Source organism: Candidatus Pelagibacter sp. PS_06, from assembly GCF_059418045.1.
The window spans coordinates 233,510-249,484 of sequence record NZ_CM182078.1 but is presented as its reverse complement, the minus strand read 5'-3'; the positions used below and the strand labels follow the sequence as shown (position 1 = coordinate 249,484).

Annotated in this window: 18 protein-coding genes; 7 read left to right on the top strand and 11 right to left on the bottom strand. The window is 31.6% G+C overall.

Annotated features, from left to right (window positions below):
• Nucleotides 1-6 precede the first annotated feature (6 nt).
• From amt to AC5SLZ_RS01235, 5 genes are all read right to left on the bottom strand, one after another.
• On the bottom strand, nt 7-2,244 hold the full coding sequence (gene amt, locus AC5SLZ_RS01255) for an ammonium transporter (protein ID WP_494615831.1): 2,238 nt from the start codon (nt 2,242-2,244) through the stop codon (nt 7-9).
• Between the two features lie 13 nt (nt 2,245-2,257).
• Entirely contained in the window at nt 2,258-2,584 is a 327-nt protein-coding gene (locus tag AC5SLZ_RS01250) for a heavy-metal-associated domain-containing protein (RefSeq protein WP_155242571.1), read from the bottom strand.
• Between the two features lie 101 nt (nt 2,585-2,685).
• Nucleotides 2,686-2,943: a hypothetical protein gene (locus AC5SLZ_RS01245; RefSeq protein WP_028036382.1), complete on the bottom strand. Its 258-nt coding sequence runs from the start codon at nt 2,941-2,943 to the stop codon at nt 2,686-2,688.
• A gap of 9 nt (nt 2,944-2,952) precedes the next feature.
• Nucleotides 2,953-3,369, bottom strand: a complete 417-nt coding sequence (locus tag AC5SLZ_RS01240; protein WP_494615830.1) for a prepilin-type N-terminal cleavage/methylation domain-containing protein — start codon at nt 3,367-3,369, stop codon at nt 2,953-2,955.
• A gap of 21 nt (nt 3,370-3,390) precedes the next feature.
• Nucleotides 3,391-3,891 carry a pilin gene (locus AC5SLZ_RS01235; protein ID WP_494615828.1) on the bottom strand — a complete coding sequence of 167 codons (501 nt, stop codon included), beginning with the start codon at nt 3,889-3,891 and terminating at the stop codon, nt 3,391-3,393.
• A gap of 149 nt (nt 3,892-4,040) precedes the next feature.
• Here AC5SLZ_RS01235 and AC5SLZ_RS01230 point away from each other — a divergent pair, with 149 nt between their 5' ends.
• Together AC5SLZ_RS01230 and AC5SLZ_RS01225 are read left to right on the top strand one after the other, a co-directional pair.
• Nucleotides 4,041-4,340 carry an STAS domain-containing protein gene (locus tag AC5SLZ_RS01230; protein ID WP_028036380.1) on the top strand — a complete coding sequence of 100 codons (300 nt, stop codon included), beginning with the start codon at nt 4,041-4,043 and terminating at the stop codon, nt 4,338-4,340.
• Entirely contained in the window at nt 4,340-4,750 is a 411-nt protein-coding gene (locus tag AC5SLZ_RS01225) for an ATP-binding protein (RefSeq protein ID WP_028036379.1), read from the top strand. The genes AC5SLZ_RS01230 and AC5SLZ_RS01225 overlap by 1 nt, the downstream gene beginning before the upstream one ends.
• A gap of 2 nt (nt 4,751-4,752) precedes the next feature.
• Here AC5SLZ_RS01225 and AC5SLZ_RS01220 read toward each other — a convergent pair whose 3' ends face one another.
• Genes AC5SLZ_RS01220 through pilM form a run of 6 tightly spaced genes read right to left on the bottom strand, consistent with a single transcriptional unit; the run spans nt 4,753 to nt 12,082 of the window.
• Entirely contained in the window at nt 4,753-5,991 is a 1,239-nt protein-coding gene (locus tag AC5SLZ_RS01220) for a type II secretion system F family protein (RefSeq protein WP_494615827.1), read from the bottom strand.
• 7 nt (nt 5,992-5,998) lie between these two features.
• Complete coding sequence (locus AC5SLZ_RS01215) at nt 5,999-7,747, bottom strand: GspE/PulE family protein (RefSeq protein ID WP_494615826.1); 1,749 nt, start codon at nt 7,745-7,747, stop codon at nt 5,999-6,001.
• The gene (gene pilQ / locus AC5SLZ_RS01210) at nt 7,747-9,297 is read right to left on the bottom strand and encodes a type IV pilus secretin PilQ (protein WP_155242570.1); all 1,551 of its coding nucleotides are present in this window, start codon (nt 9,295-9,297) and stop codon (nt 7,747-7,749) included. The genes AC5SLZ_RS01215 and pilQ overlap by 1 nt, the downstream gene beginning before the upstream one ends.
• The gene (locus AC5SLZ_RS01205) at nt 9,287-9,745 is read right to left on the bottom strand and encodes a hypothetical protein (protein ID WP_494615824.1); all 459 of its coding nucleotides are present in this window, start codon (nt 9,743-9,745) and stop codon (nt 9,287-9,289) included. The genes pilQ and AC5SLZ_RS01205 overlap by 11 nt, the downstream gene beginning before the upstream one ends.
• Nucleotides 9,732-10,370: a pilus assembly protein PilO gene (locus AC5SLZ_RS01200; RefSeq protein WP_028036374.1), complete on the bottom strand. Its 639-nt coding sequence runs from the start codon at nt 10,368-10,370 to the stop codon at nt 9,732-9,734. Before AC5SLZ_RS01200 ends, AC5SLZ_RS01205 begins: the two co-directional genes overlap by 14 nt.
• The gene (gene pilM, locus AC5SLZ_RS01195; RefSeq protein WP_494615823.1) at nt 10,370-12,082 is read right to left on the bottom strand and encodes a pilus assembly protein PilM; all 1,713 of its coding nucleotides are present in this window, start codon (nt 12,080-12,082) and stop codon (nt 10,370-10,372) included. Before pilM ends, AC5SLZ_RS01200 begins: the two co-directional genes overlap by 1 nt.
• Before the next feature lie 177 nt (nt 12,083-12,259).
• Between pilM and AC5SLZ_RS01190 the strand changes: the two genes are divergently transcribed.
• The 5 genes from AC5SLZ_RS01190 to AC5SLZ_RS01170 are packed head-to-tail and all read left to right on the top strand — an operon-like array spanning nt 12,260 to nt 15,946.
• On the top strand, nt 12,260-13,276 hold the full coding sequence (locus tag AC5SLZ_RS01190; protein ID WP_028036373.1) for a PilT/PilU family type 4a pilus ATPase: 1,017 nt from the start codon (nt 12,260-12,262) through the stop codon (nt 13,274-13,276).
• The gene (locus tag AC5SLZ_RS01185) at nt 13,248-13,904 is read left to right on the top strand and encodes a type II secretion system protein (RefSeq protein WP_034412130.1); all 657 of its coding nucleotides are present in this window, start codon (nt 13,248-13,250) and stop codon (nt 13,902-13,904) included. The genes AC5SLZ_RS01190 and AC5SLZ_RS01185 overlap by 29 nt, the downstream gene beginning before the upstream one ends.
• Nucleotides 13,885-14,442 (top strand): hypothetical protein, encoded by a 558-nt coding sequence (locus tag AC5SLZ_RS01180; RefSeq protein WP_028036372.1) that lies wholly within the window; start codon nt 13,885-13,887, stop codon nt 14,440-14,442. The genes AC5SLZ_RS01185 and AC5SLZ_RS01180 overlap by 20 nt, the downstream gene beginning before the upstream one ends.
• The gene (locus AC5SLZ_RS01175) at nt 14,442-15,260 is read left to right on the top strand and encodes a hypothetical protein (protein ID WP_051348021.1); all 819 of its coding nucleotides are present in this window, start codon (nt 14,442-14,444) and stop codon (nt 15,258-15,260) included. The genes AC5SLZ_RS01180 and AC5SLZ_RS01175 overlap by 1 nt, the downstream gene beginning before the upstream one ends.
• A 2-nt stretch (nt 15,261-15,262) precedes the next feature.
• Complete coding sequence (locus AC5SLZ_RS01170) at nt 15,263-15,946, top strand: pilus assembly PilX N-terminal domain-containing protein (RefSeq protein ID WP_028036371.1); 684 nt, start codon at nt 15,263-15,265, stop codon at nt 15,944-15,946.
• The last annotated feature ends 29 nt before the right edge of the window (nt 15,947-15,975 follow it).

The window sequence follows — 15,975 nt, the reverse complement described above, 5'->3', positions numbered from 1 at the left end:
ATCTTTTTAATTTCCAATACCGATAATTGTCAAATCATCATCTAAAATATCATTATTTTCTTTAATTCCCTTTTCTAGGGTTCCTGTTTTTAAAGTTTTTAATCTAATTTCTTCAGTGGCATTTTCTAACTCTTTTTTTAGGGATGGGTTTTTATGCTTTAATATTAAATCCTTAACACCCTCAATCCCAATCTCTTGTTTATTTTCATCCATGCACTCAGAAAATCCGTCTGTAAAACAATAAACTCGACCACCATCTAATTTAAAACTTTCTAACTGATAAACACTTTCATTTTTGTGCTTAGCTACTGCTAATGGCATTGAGCTGGATGGAAACTCTTTAAATTCTTTTCCAATTTTCAATAGAGCTGGTTGATGTCCTGCATTAGCAATTTCAACTAAATCTGTCTTCATATTGTATCTTCCAACAATTGAAGTAATAAATGTTCCTATTGGATTACTTTCTTTTAAGTCGTTATTCATTTCTAACAAAATTTCATTTGGCTTAAATTTTTGTTTTGCAAAAATCTTAAACAAAGTAATTGCTTTAGCCATTACCATTCCAGCATTAACCCCTTTGCCTGACACATCAGATAAAGTAAAATACACTTCATCATCGTGTAAATAAAAATCATAAAAATCACCTGAAATTTCTCTTGCAGGAATATTCAATCCAAATATTGGGTAATTTGCTATATCTCTTTTTGGCATCAAACGTTTTTGAACATTCATTGCGAGTTTTATTTCTTGAGAAACTCTATTTTTCCATTTATTTTTTTGTTTCTCTGATTGCTCTAGTTTGTCCATCAACACATTGTATTGTGTGCCAATTATTCCACTATCGGTAAATGGATCTTGTGGAGCCCTACTTGAATAATCATCTGATTTTGCCTGTTTAGTTAATATCTCTAATAATTCATGTGTATCAGTTGATGCATTATGTTCTGAAATATTTAAACCAAGTTCTTCTTGAATTTTACTAACCCGAAGTGGAAAAAATGAATTGATTGTTTTAAATATTATATAAGATCCAAAAAAACAAAAACTACCTATTGATACTATTCCTATTAATTGAATATACAATTGTTCTAATCTTGTTTTTTCAACCCCCATCATTTCGAAATTTCCAAACAAGGCAACTGCAATGGTTCCCCACATCCCACAAGCTAAATGAACAGGTATAGCACTAACCACATCATCAATTTTAACTTTCTCAAGTAATACAATTGTTGAACCCGAAACAATTCCACCGATACTACCAATTAAAATTGCATCAGCAGGATCTACATAAGCGCATGATGCAGTAATAGAAACTAATCCAGCAAGCGGGCCTGTAATCATAAATAATGGTTCTGGTTTTTTTAAAATTAGAATACCCATGATACTTGAAAAGATAAGTCCAAAAGATGCAGATAAAAAAGTATTAATTAAAATTAATGGAATTTTTAAATCCATTGCCCCATTCGCACCCCCATTAAATCCAAACCAACCAAACCATAAAATTAAAGCACCAAGTGCTGCTATCGGCGTGTTACTACCTTGAAACGATTTTTTTGTATCATCTTGTCTAAATCTTCCTGTACGATTACCTACAATTAACAAGACAGATAAAGCAATCCAGCCTCCAACAGAGTGAACAACCGAAGCACCTGCAAAATCTAAATAACCTAATTGACCCAACCAACCGAATTTTTCTTCAGGGTTTTCAAAATTAAACGCCCAAGACCAATGACCAACAATTGGATAGAAAAAACCTGAAGCTAAAAATGTTATTATTATATAAGAAAAAAACTTTAATCTTTCAGCAACTGCACCTGAGATAATAGTTGCAGCTGTTGCAACAAACATTGCCTGAAAGACAAAGTAAGTTTGATAACCCGCAACTTTTGTTGTAAAGAAGAAAAACTTATTACCAAATAATCCTGAAACACTTGTTCCATACATTAATGCAAAACCAAACGCCCAAAAAACTACAACTGCTATTCCAAAGTCAGTTATATTTTTAAGCGCAACATTGATGCTATTTTTACTTCTAGATAAACCAGACTCTAAACACATAAAGCCTGCTTGCATTAAAAATACTAGGATTGCACAGATTAAGAGCCAAAAGGTATCTAAATTTGCTTGTAAGATTGCGTCTAAACGAAATTCTAGTGCAGTTAAAGCTCCTTTATTAGTAAGTTCTAACTGGTCTATATTAGACTGCAGCTTATCAAGCAATATCTGTGTATTAGCTGCAGTCATAATATAATTTTAATTAATCAACCAATTTTCTAGCTTCTCCGGCATCAGTAATAATTTTTTCAACACTTACTACTTTAATTACTTCAAAACCAGTTCCAAGAATTGCCTTCTTATAATCTTCATCTGAAAGATTAGATTTATCCTCAAAAGACGAGACTGCAACACCTTCAGGCCATGAAACTTTAACAGTAGCATTTGGACTTGCGGCTTGAAGTGCCTTGGTTACCATTTTTTGACACTTAATACACATCATACCATTTACTTGAGCAATTTGTGTTTGAGCAGCAAAAACATTGGTTGAAAAAATTAATAAAAATAATGACAAATATATTTTTTTCATAATTTTCCTTTGTTAATCTAAACAATTCTTAACTGCTATGAAGTATTTAATCTATGTTAAAGGTGACCAAATTAGTCTCTTATTTGAACTAAAAATGAGATTTATTGATCTTCTTGATCTTTTTTTTTCCAAAGAAAATAAAATATATAAGGAGCAACCGCAGGTAGAATTCCAAACCAAAACCACTCATCCCAATTAAAACTCTTATCTACAGCAAAACTTTTAAGACCATTCCACCAGGTTAAATATCCTATGAAAATAATCCATACCAAACTTACTGTGATTACAATCTTAGTGTTAAGGTCTAGTTCACCCTTAAAAAAATGAATTATAAATTTTTTAAATTTTTCTATGATCATTTAATAGATCTAGCAACCTTCTCTGGTAAATACTTGTTTGCCATCAAGTTTAATCTTACATCCGCCACCATTTCTTTCGGATACAATATAATAATTTCTTGTATTATTTTCTATGATACAGACATTGTAATCTAACTCATCTGTAAACAATTCCGCTCCCTCAATTAATGCTGCTTCCACAGCATCAGACGTTGCAGATGTTGGGGAACAAGTAGACCCTGAACTAACTCCGTAATAAGATGAGTTTTCTGAATAATATTCTGTTTGTGCTAAGGACAGCTGCATCATTGCATTTTCAGCTGTTTTCTTTTTAGCTGCCTCTACATAACCGCTGTATGCAACAAAACCTATTGCAGCGATTATGCTAATAATTGCTACGACTACTAGAAGTTCAATTAAAGTAAAACCTGATCTCCTAGTAGTCATATACAAAATTTAAAGTATTATCTACTCTACAACTGTTTGGTTAGATAACAACATTGTTTCAGTTGCTGATGCAATATCAAAACATGTGAAAACATAGAATGAGGCTCCATCATCATGAACTGCTGTTTGCCCTTTATTAGTTGTGCTGCAAGTTGGTGCTGTATTTGTTCCTGTCACAACTGCTACATTAGAACCATTTACTTCACCATATGAGTTTTTAAAATCATTAAGAGCGGCAATAGCTGCAGTTGCAACTGCACCAGGCGTATTAACACTAGAGCAAGTAAGCTTTTCAACACCATCTTTATCTTTCATGGCCATTCCTCCACCTTGAATGTTGCATTTCTTTAATTCAGCGGCAACATACTTCAATACTGCAGAGTGATTTGATTTTGCTGCTGATTTTTTCGCACTTGATGTGTAACCTGAGTAAGCAACAACACCAACGGCAGCTAGAATACCAATGATTGCTACAACAACAAGTAGCTCAATCAAAGTAAAACCTTTTTGTTTATTCTTCATTTTGAATATTCCTTATATTAATTAATTAATTTCTTTAACATTTACATCATTTTATATAATCAACAATTATTCAAGTGCTAATTATGGGTCATTTATCATTAAATTTACTTTTTTTTTAGAAAAATCAATTATTTATGATATAGAAACGAATGTCATACAAAATTACAGAAGATGGAAACATAGCAACAGTTCACTTAGATGGTGAAATTGATATGGATGTAACCGAAAAGGCAAAAGAAGTGATTATGCCTTTAATCGAAAGTGGCAAAGAGGTTCATCTTAATCTTAAAGAAGTTCAATACATGGATTCTTCTGGAATTTCTGTTCTAATTGAAAGTCATCAAAAAGCTGCTGAGCTTGGAAATAGAGTTGTGCTAAAGGAAATTAGTAAATCAGTCTTAAAAGTAATAATGATGGCCAAACTCGAACAGATATTAATCATAGAATAATGACTTTTTCTGAAAGTAAAGAATTTTCAGTTCATTCATCAAGTTTAAAAGAGATAAGAAGTTTTGCAAGAGAAGCACTTGCTAAACATGATATCTTTAAATCATCAAGCGATGATGTGGTGTTGGCGCTAGCAGAAGCTGCTCAAAATATTGTTAAACATGCTTATAGTGGGCAAGAAACTTCAGATAATTTAAAAGTTGAAATTAATTTTAATAATAATCAATTAAAAATTGATTTATATGACAAAGGAGTGCCTGCAATACCATCAAATATCAAACCTAGAAATGTTAATGATATTAAACCAGGTGGTTTAGGAACTTTTTTTATAGGACAGATTATGGATGAAGTCGTATTTAAAACAGCTGCAACCGATTGGGTAAATCACTTAATTTTAATAAAAAATTATTAAATTTATTGTCCAATAATTGAACCAACATTGAATATTGGTGAGTACATCGCAATCATTAGCCCACCAATCATAGTACCCATAAATACGATCATGATCGGTTCTATTAAGCTAGCCATGTTATCAACTGCTGTATCGAACTCTTCCTCATAATAACTTGAAACTGAATTAAACATTTCATCTAAATTTCCAGTTTGTTCTCCAACTGAAATTAATTGACTAAAGGTTGGTGGAAAAGTTGGTTCTTTTAAAAATAATTTTGTAAGTGTATCTCCTGAAAAAACACCTTTTTTTACGTTTTCTATTGCAAGAGTTACGACATCGTTATTACTTACTTGTTTAGCGATCTCTAAACTTTCTAATAAATTTACACCCGCAGAACTTAGATTTCCCATAATTAGTGAAACTCTAGCGATCAATGACTTTAAAATCATATCACCGAAAACTGGCATCTTTAAAACTCTACCATGCCACCAATATCTTACTTTTGGAATATTATTTGTAAGATATTTAAAGCTAAAATAAAAAACTAGTATTACAATAAATAAGGTCAAACCACCTCTTCCTCTCATAAAATCACTAGCTGTCATAATTACTGCTGTTGAAGTTGGTAATGCTACACCCATACCTTCATACATTTGAGCAAAAACAGGAACTACTTTGATTAACATAAAAACCATTACTGTGATTGCAACCGTAAACATTACAATTGGATAAGTTAAAGCACCTTTAATTTTCTTCTTAACTTTTTCTCTTTTTTCAAGAGACTCTACTAACTTCATTAAAAAAATATCTAATTTTCCACTGGCTTCACCAGCTTTAATAAGATTGATATAAATATTATCGAAAATATTAGGGTATTTTTCAAAACATTTAGATAATGTAAGACCACCTTCAAGGTTTTTTCTAATTTCTTCAACAATTATCTTTAACTCTGGGTGTTCTAATTGGTCACGTAGCATGCCCAAAACATTTAAAATTGGTAATCCTGCTTTTACCATAGTTGCGAACTGTTTAGAAAAAATTACAACATCTTCAGGCTTAACTTTCTTTTTAAAAAAAGATGATCCCCCACCACTTTTCTTCTTCGCAGCAGCTTTTTTTTTGGATTTACTAATATTGGTAATAATAATTTTTTGCTCTTTAAGCTTAAAATTAGCTTCATCTTGACTTAATGCTTCAATTGTCCCTTCAACATATTTACCTGCTGAAATTCCTTTGTACGTGAATGTTTCTGATGACATAACCTTATTACTCCGTTGATAGAACTCTATCGAATTCTCTTATACTTAAATCTCCAGACAAAATCATTTCTCTACCCATTTCAGACATTGGTCTAAAGCCCTCTTTTTTTGCGATCTCCTTAAGCTCTGGTGTGGTTGCTTTTCTTAATATCCCTTCTTTAATTGGTTTAGTGACATTTAATACTTCATATATACCCATTCTTCCTTTGTATCCTGAGTCACTACATCTTGTACAACCTTTTCCTATAAGAACTTTAGCTCTTGAAGATTGTTCTGGTGTAAATCCAAACTCTTCTAAAACTTTAGGAGTTACATCCGTATCGGGCTCTCTACATTCTGTACAAGTTTTTCTAGCTAAACGTTGTGCAAGTACCAAAGTACATGCTGCTGAAATTAGATAATCAGGCGTTCCCATGTTTTGTAATCTAGTGATTGAACTTGGGGCATCATTAGTGTGAAGCGTACTAAATACTAAGTGACCTGTTAATGCAGCTTTCAATCCGATATCAACCGTTTCTTTATCCCTCATTTCCCCAACAAGAATAATTTCTGGATCTTGTCTTAGGAAAGATCGAAGTGCTCTATTAAAATCATAACCAATATCATCTTTAATTTGAACTTGTCCAACACCATCAAGTTCATACTCCACTGGATCTTCTGCAGTTAAAATATTTAAGTGAGGTTTAGATACTTCCTTTAAAATACTATAAAGAGTTGTGGTTTTACCAGATCCTGTTGGACCAGTTACTAATACTAATCCTTGAGTTCCATGAATTGCTTTTCTTAAAATATTAAGATCATTTTCTTCAAAATTTAATTGTTCTAAACTTATATCTCCAGCGTCTTTGTTGAGAACCCTCATTACAATTCTTTCATTGGTTGCTGTAGGCAACATTGAAAGACGAAGATCAATTACTTTACCATCAATTTTAAAAGGAATGGCTCCATCTTGTGGTAACCTTCTTTCTGCAATATCAAGTTTACCCATAATTTTAAATCTGGTTACAACTGCTCCATAATTTGAATGAAGAAACTTTGAAAAATGTTCTTGTTCTTTCAACATTCCATCCAATCTATATCTCACTCTTGAACTAAATCTGTAAGGTTCAATATGAATATCAGATACTCCTGATTTAATAGCTTCAGCAACAACTGCTGTACTAAATTTTATAACTTCAGACTCATTTTCTAATGCTTCTATATCTTCTTCAGGTGTTTCATCTAATACCTCAGCACTTTCATCAACCTCATAGTCAAAAGTTTGTATTTTTTCTTTATTAGCCTTTTGGATGGCTTCAATTGTAGTTTCTCCCTCTTTCAAGAGTTTTTGAATAAAATCTGAAATTTCGGTAACTTTACCGGCATGAAGTTCGATGTTTTTTTTCGTAATAGTTTTTAAATTTCTCATTAGACTTAATTTTGAACTATCTGAGATCGCAATATGAAGAGTGTTGCCTTCCATTTTAAATGGTGCAATAAAATTCATTCTAATGTAATTCGATGGAAGAATTGATCTTATTTCTGGAGCAACTGCTAGATCTTTTAAACTTACAACTTGTAAAGACTGTTCTTTTACAAGAAGGTCTAAAATTTTATCCTCGTCTGTAATCTTTAGTTCAAAAACTGCATCAAGTTGTGATTTTTCTCCATCTGCTGATGCTTTCTTTATATCAAGTAAATCTTTTCCAGAAATTATGTCTTGATCAATTAAGATGTTTATTAAGTTAATTTCTGACTCTCTACTAATGTCTATCATTATAAAATTCTTGGAGCAATAAACACCAACAATTCATCTAAGTTATCAGAACTTGTTTTACCTTTAAATAGATTTCCAATAACTGGCAAATTTCCTACACCTGGGGTTTGTTCTTTGCTCTCAGCTTGAACGTTCTTTTTAATACCACCAATTACAACAATATCTCCATCTGCAACCAATAATTTTGTCACAATTTCCATTTTGTTTATAGGTGGTTCATCTCCACCAGCAGATCTATTAGGGGTATCGTTATTTACTTTTATACTTAATAAAACATTCCCATCACCAATTATACTTGGTGTAACCTCAAGCTTTAATGCCGCCTCTTTAAATGAGGTTGAGGTTGTTCCCTCAGATGTTGTTTGATAAGGAATTTCTTCACCTTGCGTAACTGTTGCTGATTGGTTGTCTAATGTAAATACTTTTGGGTTTGAAATTGTTTTACCTAGTCCCATAGACTCTAATGCTGTAATTTCAGCTTTTAAAACTGCACTACCCGTTCTTTTTAATATTCCAATTCCACTTGTTGCACCCGTTGCTGCAAAATTAGTTATACTATCTGTTGCAGAACCAAGATTAGCAACTGAATTTAAATCCGTACCATCAGCACTTCCTGAACTTGCTCCAGCAACTCCTCCAATATTTCTACCCCCTCTTAAATAATATCCACCTAGTCTTGTACCAAGAGCTTTTTCAAAATCTGAATTAGCTTCAACGATAAACGCTTCAATTAAAACTTGTTTAGTTCTTACGTCAATCTCTTTAATTAATTTGTCAACTACATTTAAATCTTTCTCTTTACCTCTTACAATAATTGATCTTGTAGTTTTTTCCTGTGTAACTTGAATGGGAATATAAGAGCTGTCTCCAGATCTTTGAGTAAATAATTCTTCTAAAGTTTCTTTAGCTTGCTCAGGAGTTATATAATAAAGTCTGAAAATCTCAGATATAATCGGCTCAACACTGTCTTCTAGCTCAACTTTTCTTCTAACAGCTTGAGCTCTGTCCGACTTGTAGTTTTCTTGAGAAGTTAAAGTATCAGGAGAATGCACTCTTATAAGATTCGAGTTTACGTCAATATCTGAAGCAAAATTCTTCATATCAAGAAGTGCTTGAAAGGCTTTATCCCAAGGCACATCAATTAATTCAGCTGTTATTGAGCCTGCGACTTCGTCACCAACCAATACATTAATTTCACCAACTTTGCCCATTAACATCATTGTTTCTTTAAAATCTAAGTTCTTAAATTTAAATGTAACTCTCTGTTTTAAAAGTGGGAACGTATCTGGAATTAATAAGTAATTTCTTTGAGCCTCTGAAGATATTTTTTTTCTCTTTCCATAAACTTTTTTACCCTTAGCAGGTTTTGGGCCAAGTTCTAAAGTTTTTTGAATTTCAGCTTTACCATTCTGTTTAATATTTTCCTTAATCAAAGGTGTATTGTGTTTAAATGGTTTATTATATTTATTTTGAAATTGAGTAGAGCAACCACTGATAATTAAACCAAAAATTATAATTCCAAATAATTTTGTAAAAGATTTAATATTCATCTGCTTCTCTAATAATATTGTTAAAATCTATGATGATAAATTTTTTATCATCTTTTTCAAAAATAGCTTCATTTAATCTTAAATCTACGAGTTTAATTTTTCCAAGATACTGACCAAGTGTAACTGAAATTACTTCTCCACTAGAATTTACCAATGAAATATAACTACTGCCTTTTCCAGAAATCAAGCCTGCAAGTTTAAATTTATATAAACTCATTTCGTCTTCTTGTTCTTCTTCAGAAATGTTCACACCTGCTGCTCCACTAGCTGAACCTTCATTTCCAGCAAACGGATCATTTAATGGAACTTCATCCTCGTCTATTTCTTCAAGCATTTGTTTAGCTTCATCACTTAACGCTACATCACTTGCTGCTTTATGATTATCACTGAACGAAGCAGTTGAAAAAAGTAAAAAGATTAGTGTTAATAAGATTTTAAAAAAATTCATTTGGTAATCCTACAATGGTTAATTCTCCGTTTACAGTAATTGCTCCATTCTTATCGTTTTGAACAACGTTAATCAACTCTTTATCAAAGTTTAGCATTTTTTTTGCTTTAGATACCGATCTTTTAAATTTTATATAATTTAAAAAATTACCCCTTATTTCATAATCTACAGGTATTCGATAATATGAAATTTGGTTTTGCTTTAATAGTCCTTCTGCTTGTTTTGCAATACCTGGCTTAAGTACAGGCACTGCTTTCTTTTTTGTAATTTTTGAAATGACTAAGCTATGTCTTGATGCAAATCTACTTAGACTATCATACAATCCCTCAACTTCAGCTTTTGAGTGAAACAAGGTTGAATTTTTTTTAACAATGGGCTCAATTTTTTTAATTTGAGATTTAATGGAGACAATATCATTTTCAAATTGCTGTATCTCTTGAATTTTTAGAGTTTTGTCAGCATACTTTGCTTTACGTTCATCCACCATTGGTTTTAAAATCGCAAAATAAATAACTAAAAATAAAATTATTGCACCAATTCCAATTCCAAATTTTATTAGAGTTTTTCTATCAAATGCAGCAAACTTCTCTTTTAAACTATCAACTGTAATATTATTTAGATCCATTAAACTTTCTCCAATTTACACATTATAATAAAACCTTTCATATTGTTATTAGCGCTGTTGTTCGAATTGGGTAACAACATGCTTGCAAGAGAGGCTTGAGATATAAGCTTTTTATTATTTAAATTACTGATTAACTTAAGAATATCCTGGTCATTTGAAGCCAAACCTTCAATTATTATTTGATTGGTACCATTATAATCTAATTTTAAAAATTTAACCCTTTTTGGCACTGCGGATGCAATCTGCGCTAATACTCTAAAACTAATTTTTTTATTAGATTTAATAGATTTGCTTAACTGTAATGCTTTCTTTAGTTGGCCAAGTTCTTTAGCAGCCTTAGAGGCTTCTAAAGATTTCATTTCATGATTTTGAACTACTTGATCATAATCAGCAATCTTACTATTTAATGAATTGATTTGCCAAAATGATAGTCCAAATAAAACAACGTACACTATTGATACAATTCCAACGATTCCCTTAAAAGCAAAATTAGAAAAAGCTTTTGCTCTTTTTTGTTTCATCATTGTGTCTCTGTTTGGAAGAAGGTTAATATTTTTAACTGCTGTTACAAATTTGAAATAACCAAAAACATCCAACTTTCTAAACGCCAAACCTATAACTGTTGATAAGTGAGAACGATTTGTTAGATTAATACTTTCTTCCAATTGAGCTGGTATTTTAACTCCATCTAAAGGATCAAATAAATTAAAACCCGTGTTCACTAAATTTTTTCTAAAACTAGCTAGATAAGTTTCAACATTTTCTAAATTTGAAGTTACTTTTAAATTTCTTATTCTTTTTTCATACTTGGTCTCAAAATCTTGCACTGCTTGTTTCACTTGGGTTATATACCTTCTTACAAGTGCGTCCATCTCTTCAGGATTGTCACTTTCAACTAAAGTTTTTCTATCCTGACCTCTTATAAATATATCTGTTATAATTGGATTATTTTCATACAAAATCATCACGTAGTTTTCATCTAAACCGAACTCTAACACGGCCGTTAAATTTGAATCATCAATGGTACCTGAGATTTGATTAATTTGATCAACTGCAGATTTTAATGCAAAACATTTTACATCAATTATAACTGCGTTTAGTCCACCTTTTTCAACAATATCTGTATAACTATTTATATCTGCAAGTTTTGAAGCAACGAAAAGAATATCCATTGTGTTTCCAGTGGTGTCTCTATTTATCACTTGATGAAAAATAGAATAATCATCCAAGTTATCTGTAAGTTGAACTAAATTTTCCCATAAAGAATCTGTTTTCACAGCATTGTTCAATTCTTCATCGGTCATTAAAGGACTTGTTACTACTCTAATAATCGCACTTGTTACTGGTATGGCTATTGCTGCATTTGATGTGTCAAATTTTCCTTTTTGTAATGCTATTTTTAATTCGTCTGCAATTTTATCTTGATGGTCTAAAATATTTGCGTCTTCGGGGATACCCTCAAACTTATGAGCGTAAAATTTTTGTAAAATCCATTGATTTGATTTATCTGAATTTATTTGTGCAAGTCTAATTTCATTAGAAGAAAAATCTACACCAATAACCTCTTCTCCTTTTACAGAAGATTTACCTAATTTATTTTTAAAAAATTTACTAAAAAAACTCTCTTTTTTATTAGTAGAAGATGTTTGGGGTGTAATATCTTGTGTGCTATCAGTTTTTTTTTTGAATAAATTTGTAAATGGATTGTTCATTAATTTTAACTTTTAAAAAATTATATTATAAGTTGTAAGACAATGTAAATATTAATAAAGAGAAAAAAATCAAAGAAAAAATTTAACACATTATTCTTTATAAGCTTATTAGTGTCTAAAATGGGTCAAATAGATAATTTGTATGCAAATTTTAAAATAATAATGTATCTGTTTTAAATGTTTGAAAAATTAGAACAACTAGCCAAAGACAATAAAAAGATATCAGATTTTCATATTAGAGCCGGATCCCCTCTAGCCTACAGATTAACAGGTGAAATTATAATGGAACAAGAAACACTTGTTACAGCCCAAGATCTAAAAGATTTATTATCAATGAACTGTAACGAGGAAGAGCTTCAAAAATTTGAAACAACTCACGAGCTTGATACAGCAATTAATTTAAGTGGACTTAGATTTAGAGCAAACTTTTACAAAACTATTAATGGACCAGCTTGCGTCTGTAGAAGAGTTGAAAGTAAAATTCCAGATATGGATCAGTTTAGTCTTCCACAAGTTCTTTATGATATAATTGATATGCATAAAGGATTAGTTTTAGTTACAGGCCCAACGGGCTCAGGAAAATCAACCACTCTTGCAGCAATCGTAAATGAAATTAATAAAACAAGAACTGCAAATGTTATTACTGTTGAAGATCCAGTAGAATTTATTCATAAAGATAATAAAAGTATTATTTCTCACAGAGAAGTTGGAAAACAAACTCAATCTTTTGCGGCTGCACTTAAAGCTGCTTTAAGAGAAGATCCCGATGTAATTTTAGTTGGAGAGATGAGAGATCTTGAGACTGTAAGTTTAGCACTAACTGCAGCTGAAACAGGTCACTTAGTTTTTGGAACACTGCACACAAGTGGAGCACCAAGTACAATTAATAGAATTATCGATGTATTTCCTCCTGAACAACAAGCACAAATTAGAGCGCAAATTTCAACCTCATTAAAGATGGTAGTTACGCAAAGATTATTTAAAACAAAAGATGGTCAAGGAAGATGTGGTGCATTTGAAGTTATGAAATGTACAGCGCCTGTTCAAAACTTAATTAGAGAAGCCAAGATCCATCAAATCCCAAGCGTTATGCAAACTGCAGTTCGAGATGGAATGATTACCATGGAAAAATCTATTCAAGATCTTGTAACTTCTGGTAAGATAGATGCTAGTGCAGCAAAAGCAGAACATTAAAGGTTTAACATTAATTGAAACGTTGGTTGTCCTAGCAATCATAGGGGCAATTGCTGCTGTTGGATTTCCAAATTTTAGTAAATGGCAAGTAGATAGACAAGTAAGATCTGACTCTGAAAAAATTGCAGCTGTTTTTACATCAGCAACTTCTCAAGTTGAAAGAGGAGTTTATCCCTATGTCAGAGTTTTAATTGAAAATGGTGTAAAAATTTCTGCACATGGGATTAAGCAAGAAGAGTTTTCAAATAAATTAAATAATGGTGATGATATGGATTGTGGCTCAGGAATATTTAGCTCAGCTGATGAAATTATAAGCTATGATTTAGAAGATATAATATTATTTCATCTAACTGATGGCGGGGGTAATGGTGCAATATGTTTTTCAAAAGGAGGTAAATATTTTAAAAGAACTGGGACAGCTTTTACTCAAAACAATATAAATTTAGACCAAAAGGCAACTCCAAACTATGTAACTATTTGTTATAAAAAAGAAAACTCATGTGACGCAGTCAATAGATCATTTGATACAAGTGACAAACATCCTGTTTATCTTGTAAATTACTCTAGATTTGGCATGATACAAAAGTATAAATGGAATTATTCAGAAAATGTTTGGCGAAGTAGATAAAAAAATAAAAAGAATAACTGAAAAAGGCATCACCCTTATTGAAGGTTTGGTTGCAACAGCGATTATTGGAATTGGGTTTGTTGCTGTATTTCAAATGGTTCAATATTCGGTTAGATCTATTGATGTCTCAGGTGAGAGAACTAAGGCTAATTATATTGCTGGAATGGTAGCTGAGGACATATATTCAGATAAAGATCAAGAACGTTCAGCTATAAAATTTATTGATTATTTAGCTTCAAATCCATGGTCTTTATCAAACAGTCAATGTGGAACTAACTCTCCAACCATTATAACCAACTACACAAAAACAAATGCCGTAGAAAACAAAATGGACAAATGGACATCAAGAATGTCAAAAAATTTTCTGAAATGTAAAGATGCAACATCTGAAAGAAAAAAACTTAACATGTATAAAATGTGTCATAGTGGTTGCGCTTATACAAGAGCACAAGCACATGATGAAATTTATATTGGAAAGATGGAGCTAAAGTTAGAAGGTGGAAACAAAACAAAAAAATTATATTTTCAAGTTCAATAATGAAAAAAAAACTTAGTTCAATTGCAGGATTAACTTTAGTTGAAATTTTAATCGCAGTTGTAATCTCATCATTGATGATGGCTGCAATGTTTACTTCTTATTCAATTGTAAACAGTACTTATAGACAAGTTACAGATAGAGCTAAAATTAGTCAGGCTGGAAGAGATTTGGTTGGACAAATTTTAAGAGAAGTCAGAATGGCAGGATACAAATATATTAATGATGATATCCCTGCATCAACCTCGCATAATCCAATTAAGATTACAAAGGGAACTGGTATTGGTTCAAGCTGTGATAAAGTTGAAATTGTTTTTGGTGGAATTGAATATGATAAAGGTGCAACAGAGGGTGATCGATTTAGTTATACAAGATATAAAATTACTTATGAGTGTAAAAAATCAACAATTATTGATGAAACTGTTCCAGGTGGTGCAACAGTTATAGAAGGATTTGCCGTTTTTAAATCTAAACATAGATGGAATACAACATCAAGCAGTTGGAGCGATCCAGCAACTGATAGTGATGATACTACTTTTGAGGATGAAAAAATTTTAGATTACGTGCAAGATTTAGTCTTTATTCCTTTTGATGAAGATGGAAGGATTATCACAGGATCCCCTGCTCCATCCGATTCAGAAGCATACAATATTAAAACAGTTGATATTTCAATTGTGGTTCGTTCCTCAAAAGCATTTTATCGATCAAAAGCGATGAGAACTATAACCTCAATTGCAACTGGAAGAGATATTTCAAAAGATGATAAATATTTTAGAGATACAATTACAGTAACTGCTAACACAAGAAACATAGGAATTTAATAATGATAAAAAAAAATGAAAAAGGTTTTGCATTAGTTTTATCGTTAGTTTTGTTAATGGCGATGTCTTTAATGGGAGGTGCCTTAATTGTAATTTCTGCTAGTGATCATCAAAGTAACAATATAAGTGATGAATATCAGCAAACTTTTTATGTTGCAGAAACAGCTTTAATTGAGGGAGAAAAATATTTGCTTAACCAATTTAAAGGGCCTTATAAAACAGATGGAAATAGAGATTTATCTAAAAGAGGTTTACCATCAAATAACGCAAGTGTAACTAACCCTCCTCATGCAGATGTCAGTTCTTGTTTTAATAGTTTTTCTGATGTTGATCGATTAACGTTTAAAGCAGTTAAAGGACCCCCGCCAACTAATCCCACATCAACTGCAAAACAAGTAGTCTATCATGAAGGTAGCTACAAAGACTTTATATCTAATAATATTATCAATCACGATCTCGACTCTGCAGACAGAACAAAGGAACAGAACAGGTTAAGTAAATTTAAATATCAATATTTTCTTACCCAAATAGGTCCAGCTCCATTTAAAGGTACTGGTGAAAGTATTAAAGCAGGTGCAACGGATACTGGAAAAGATGGAATGGCCTATCGAATATTTGGTTGTGGTATTTTTGGTGATGATAAAATTATCGTGCCTCTTGAAAGTATAATGGTTTTGCCTCGTTAATCCCCATTTTGGTCAAATAAAACCCAAAT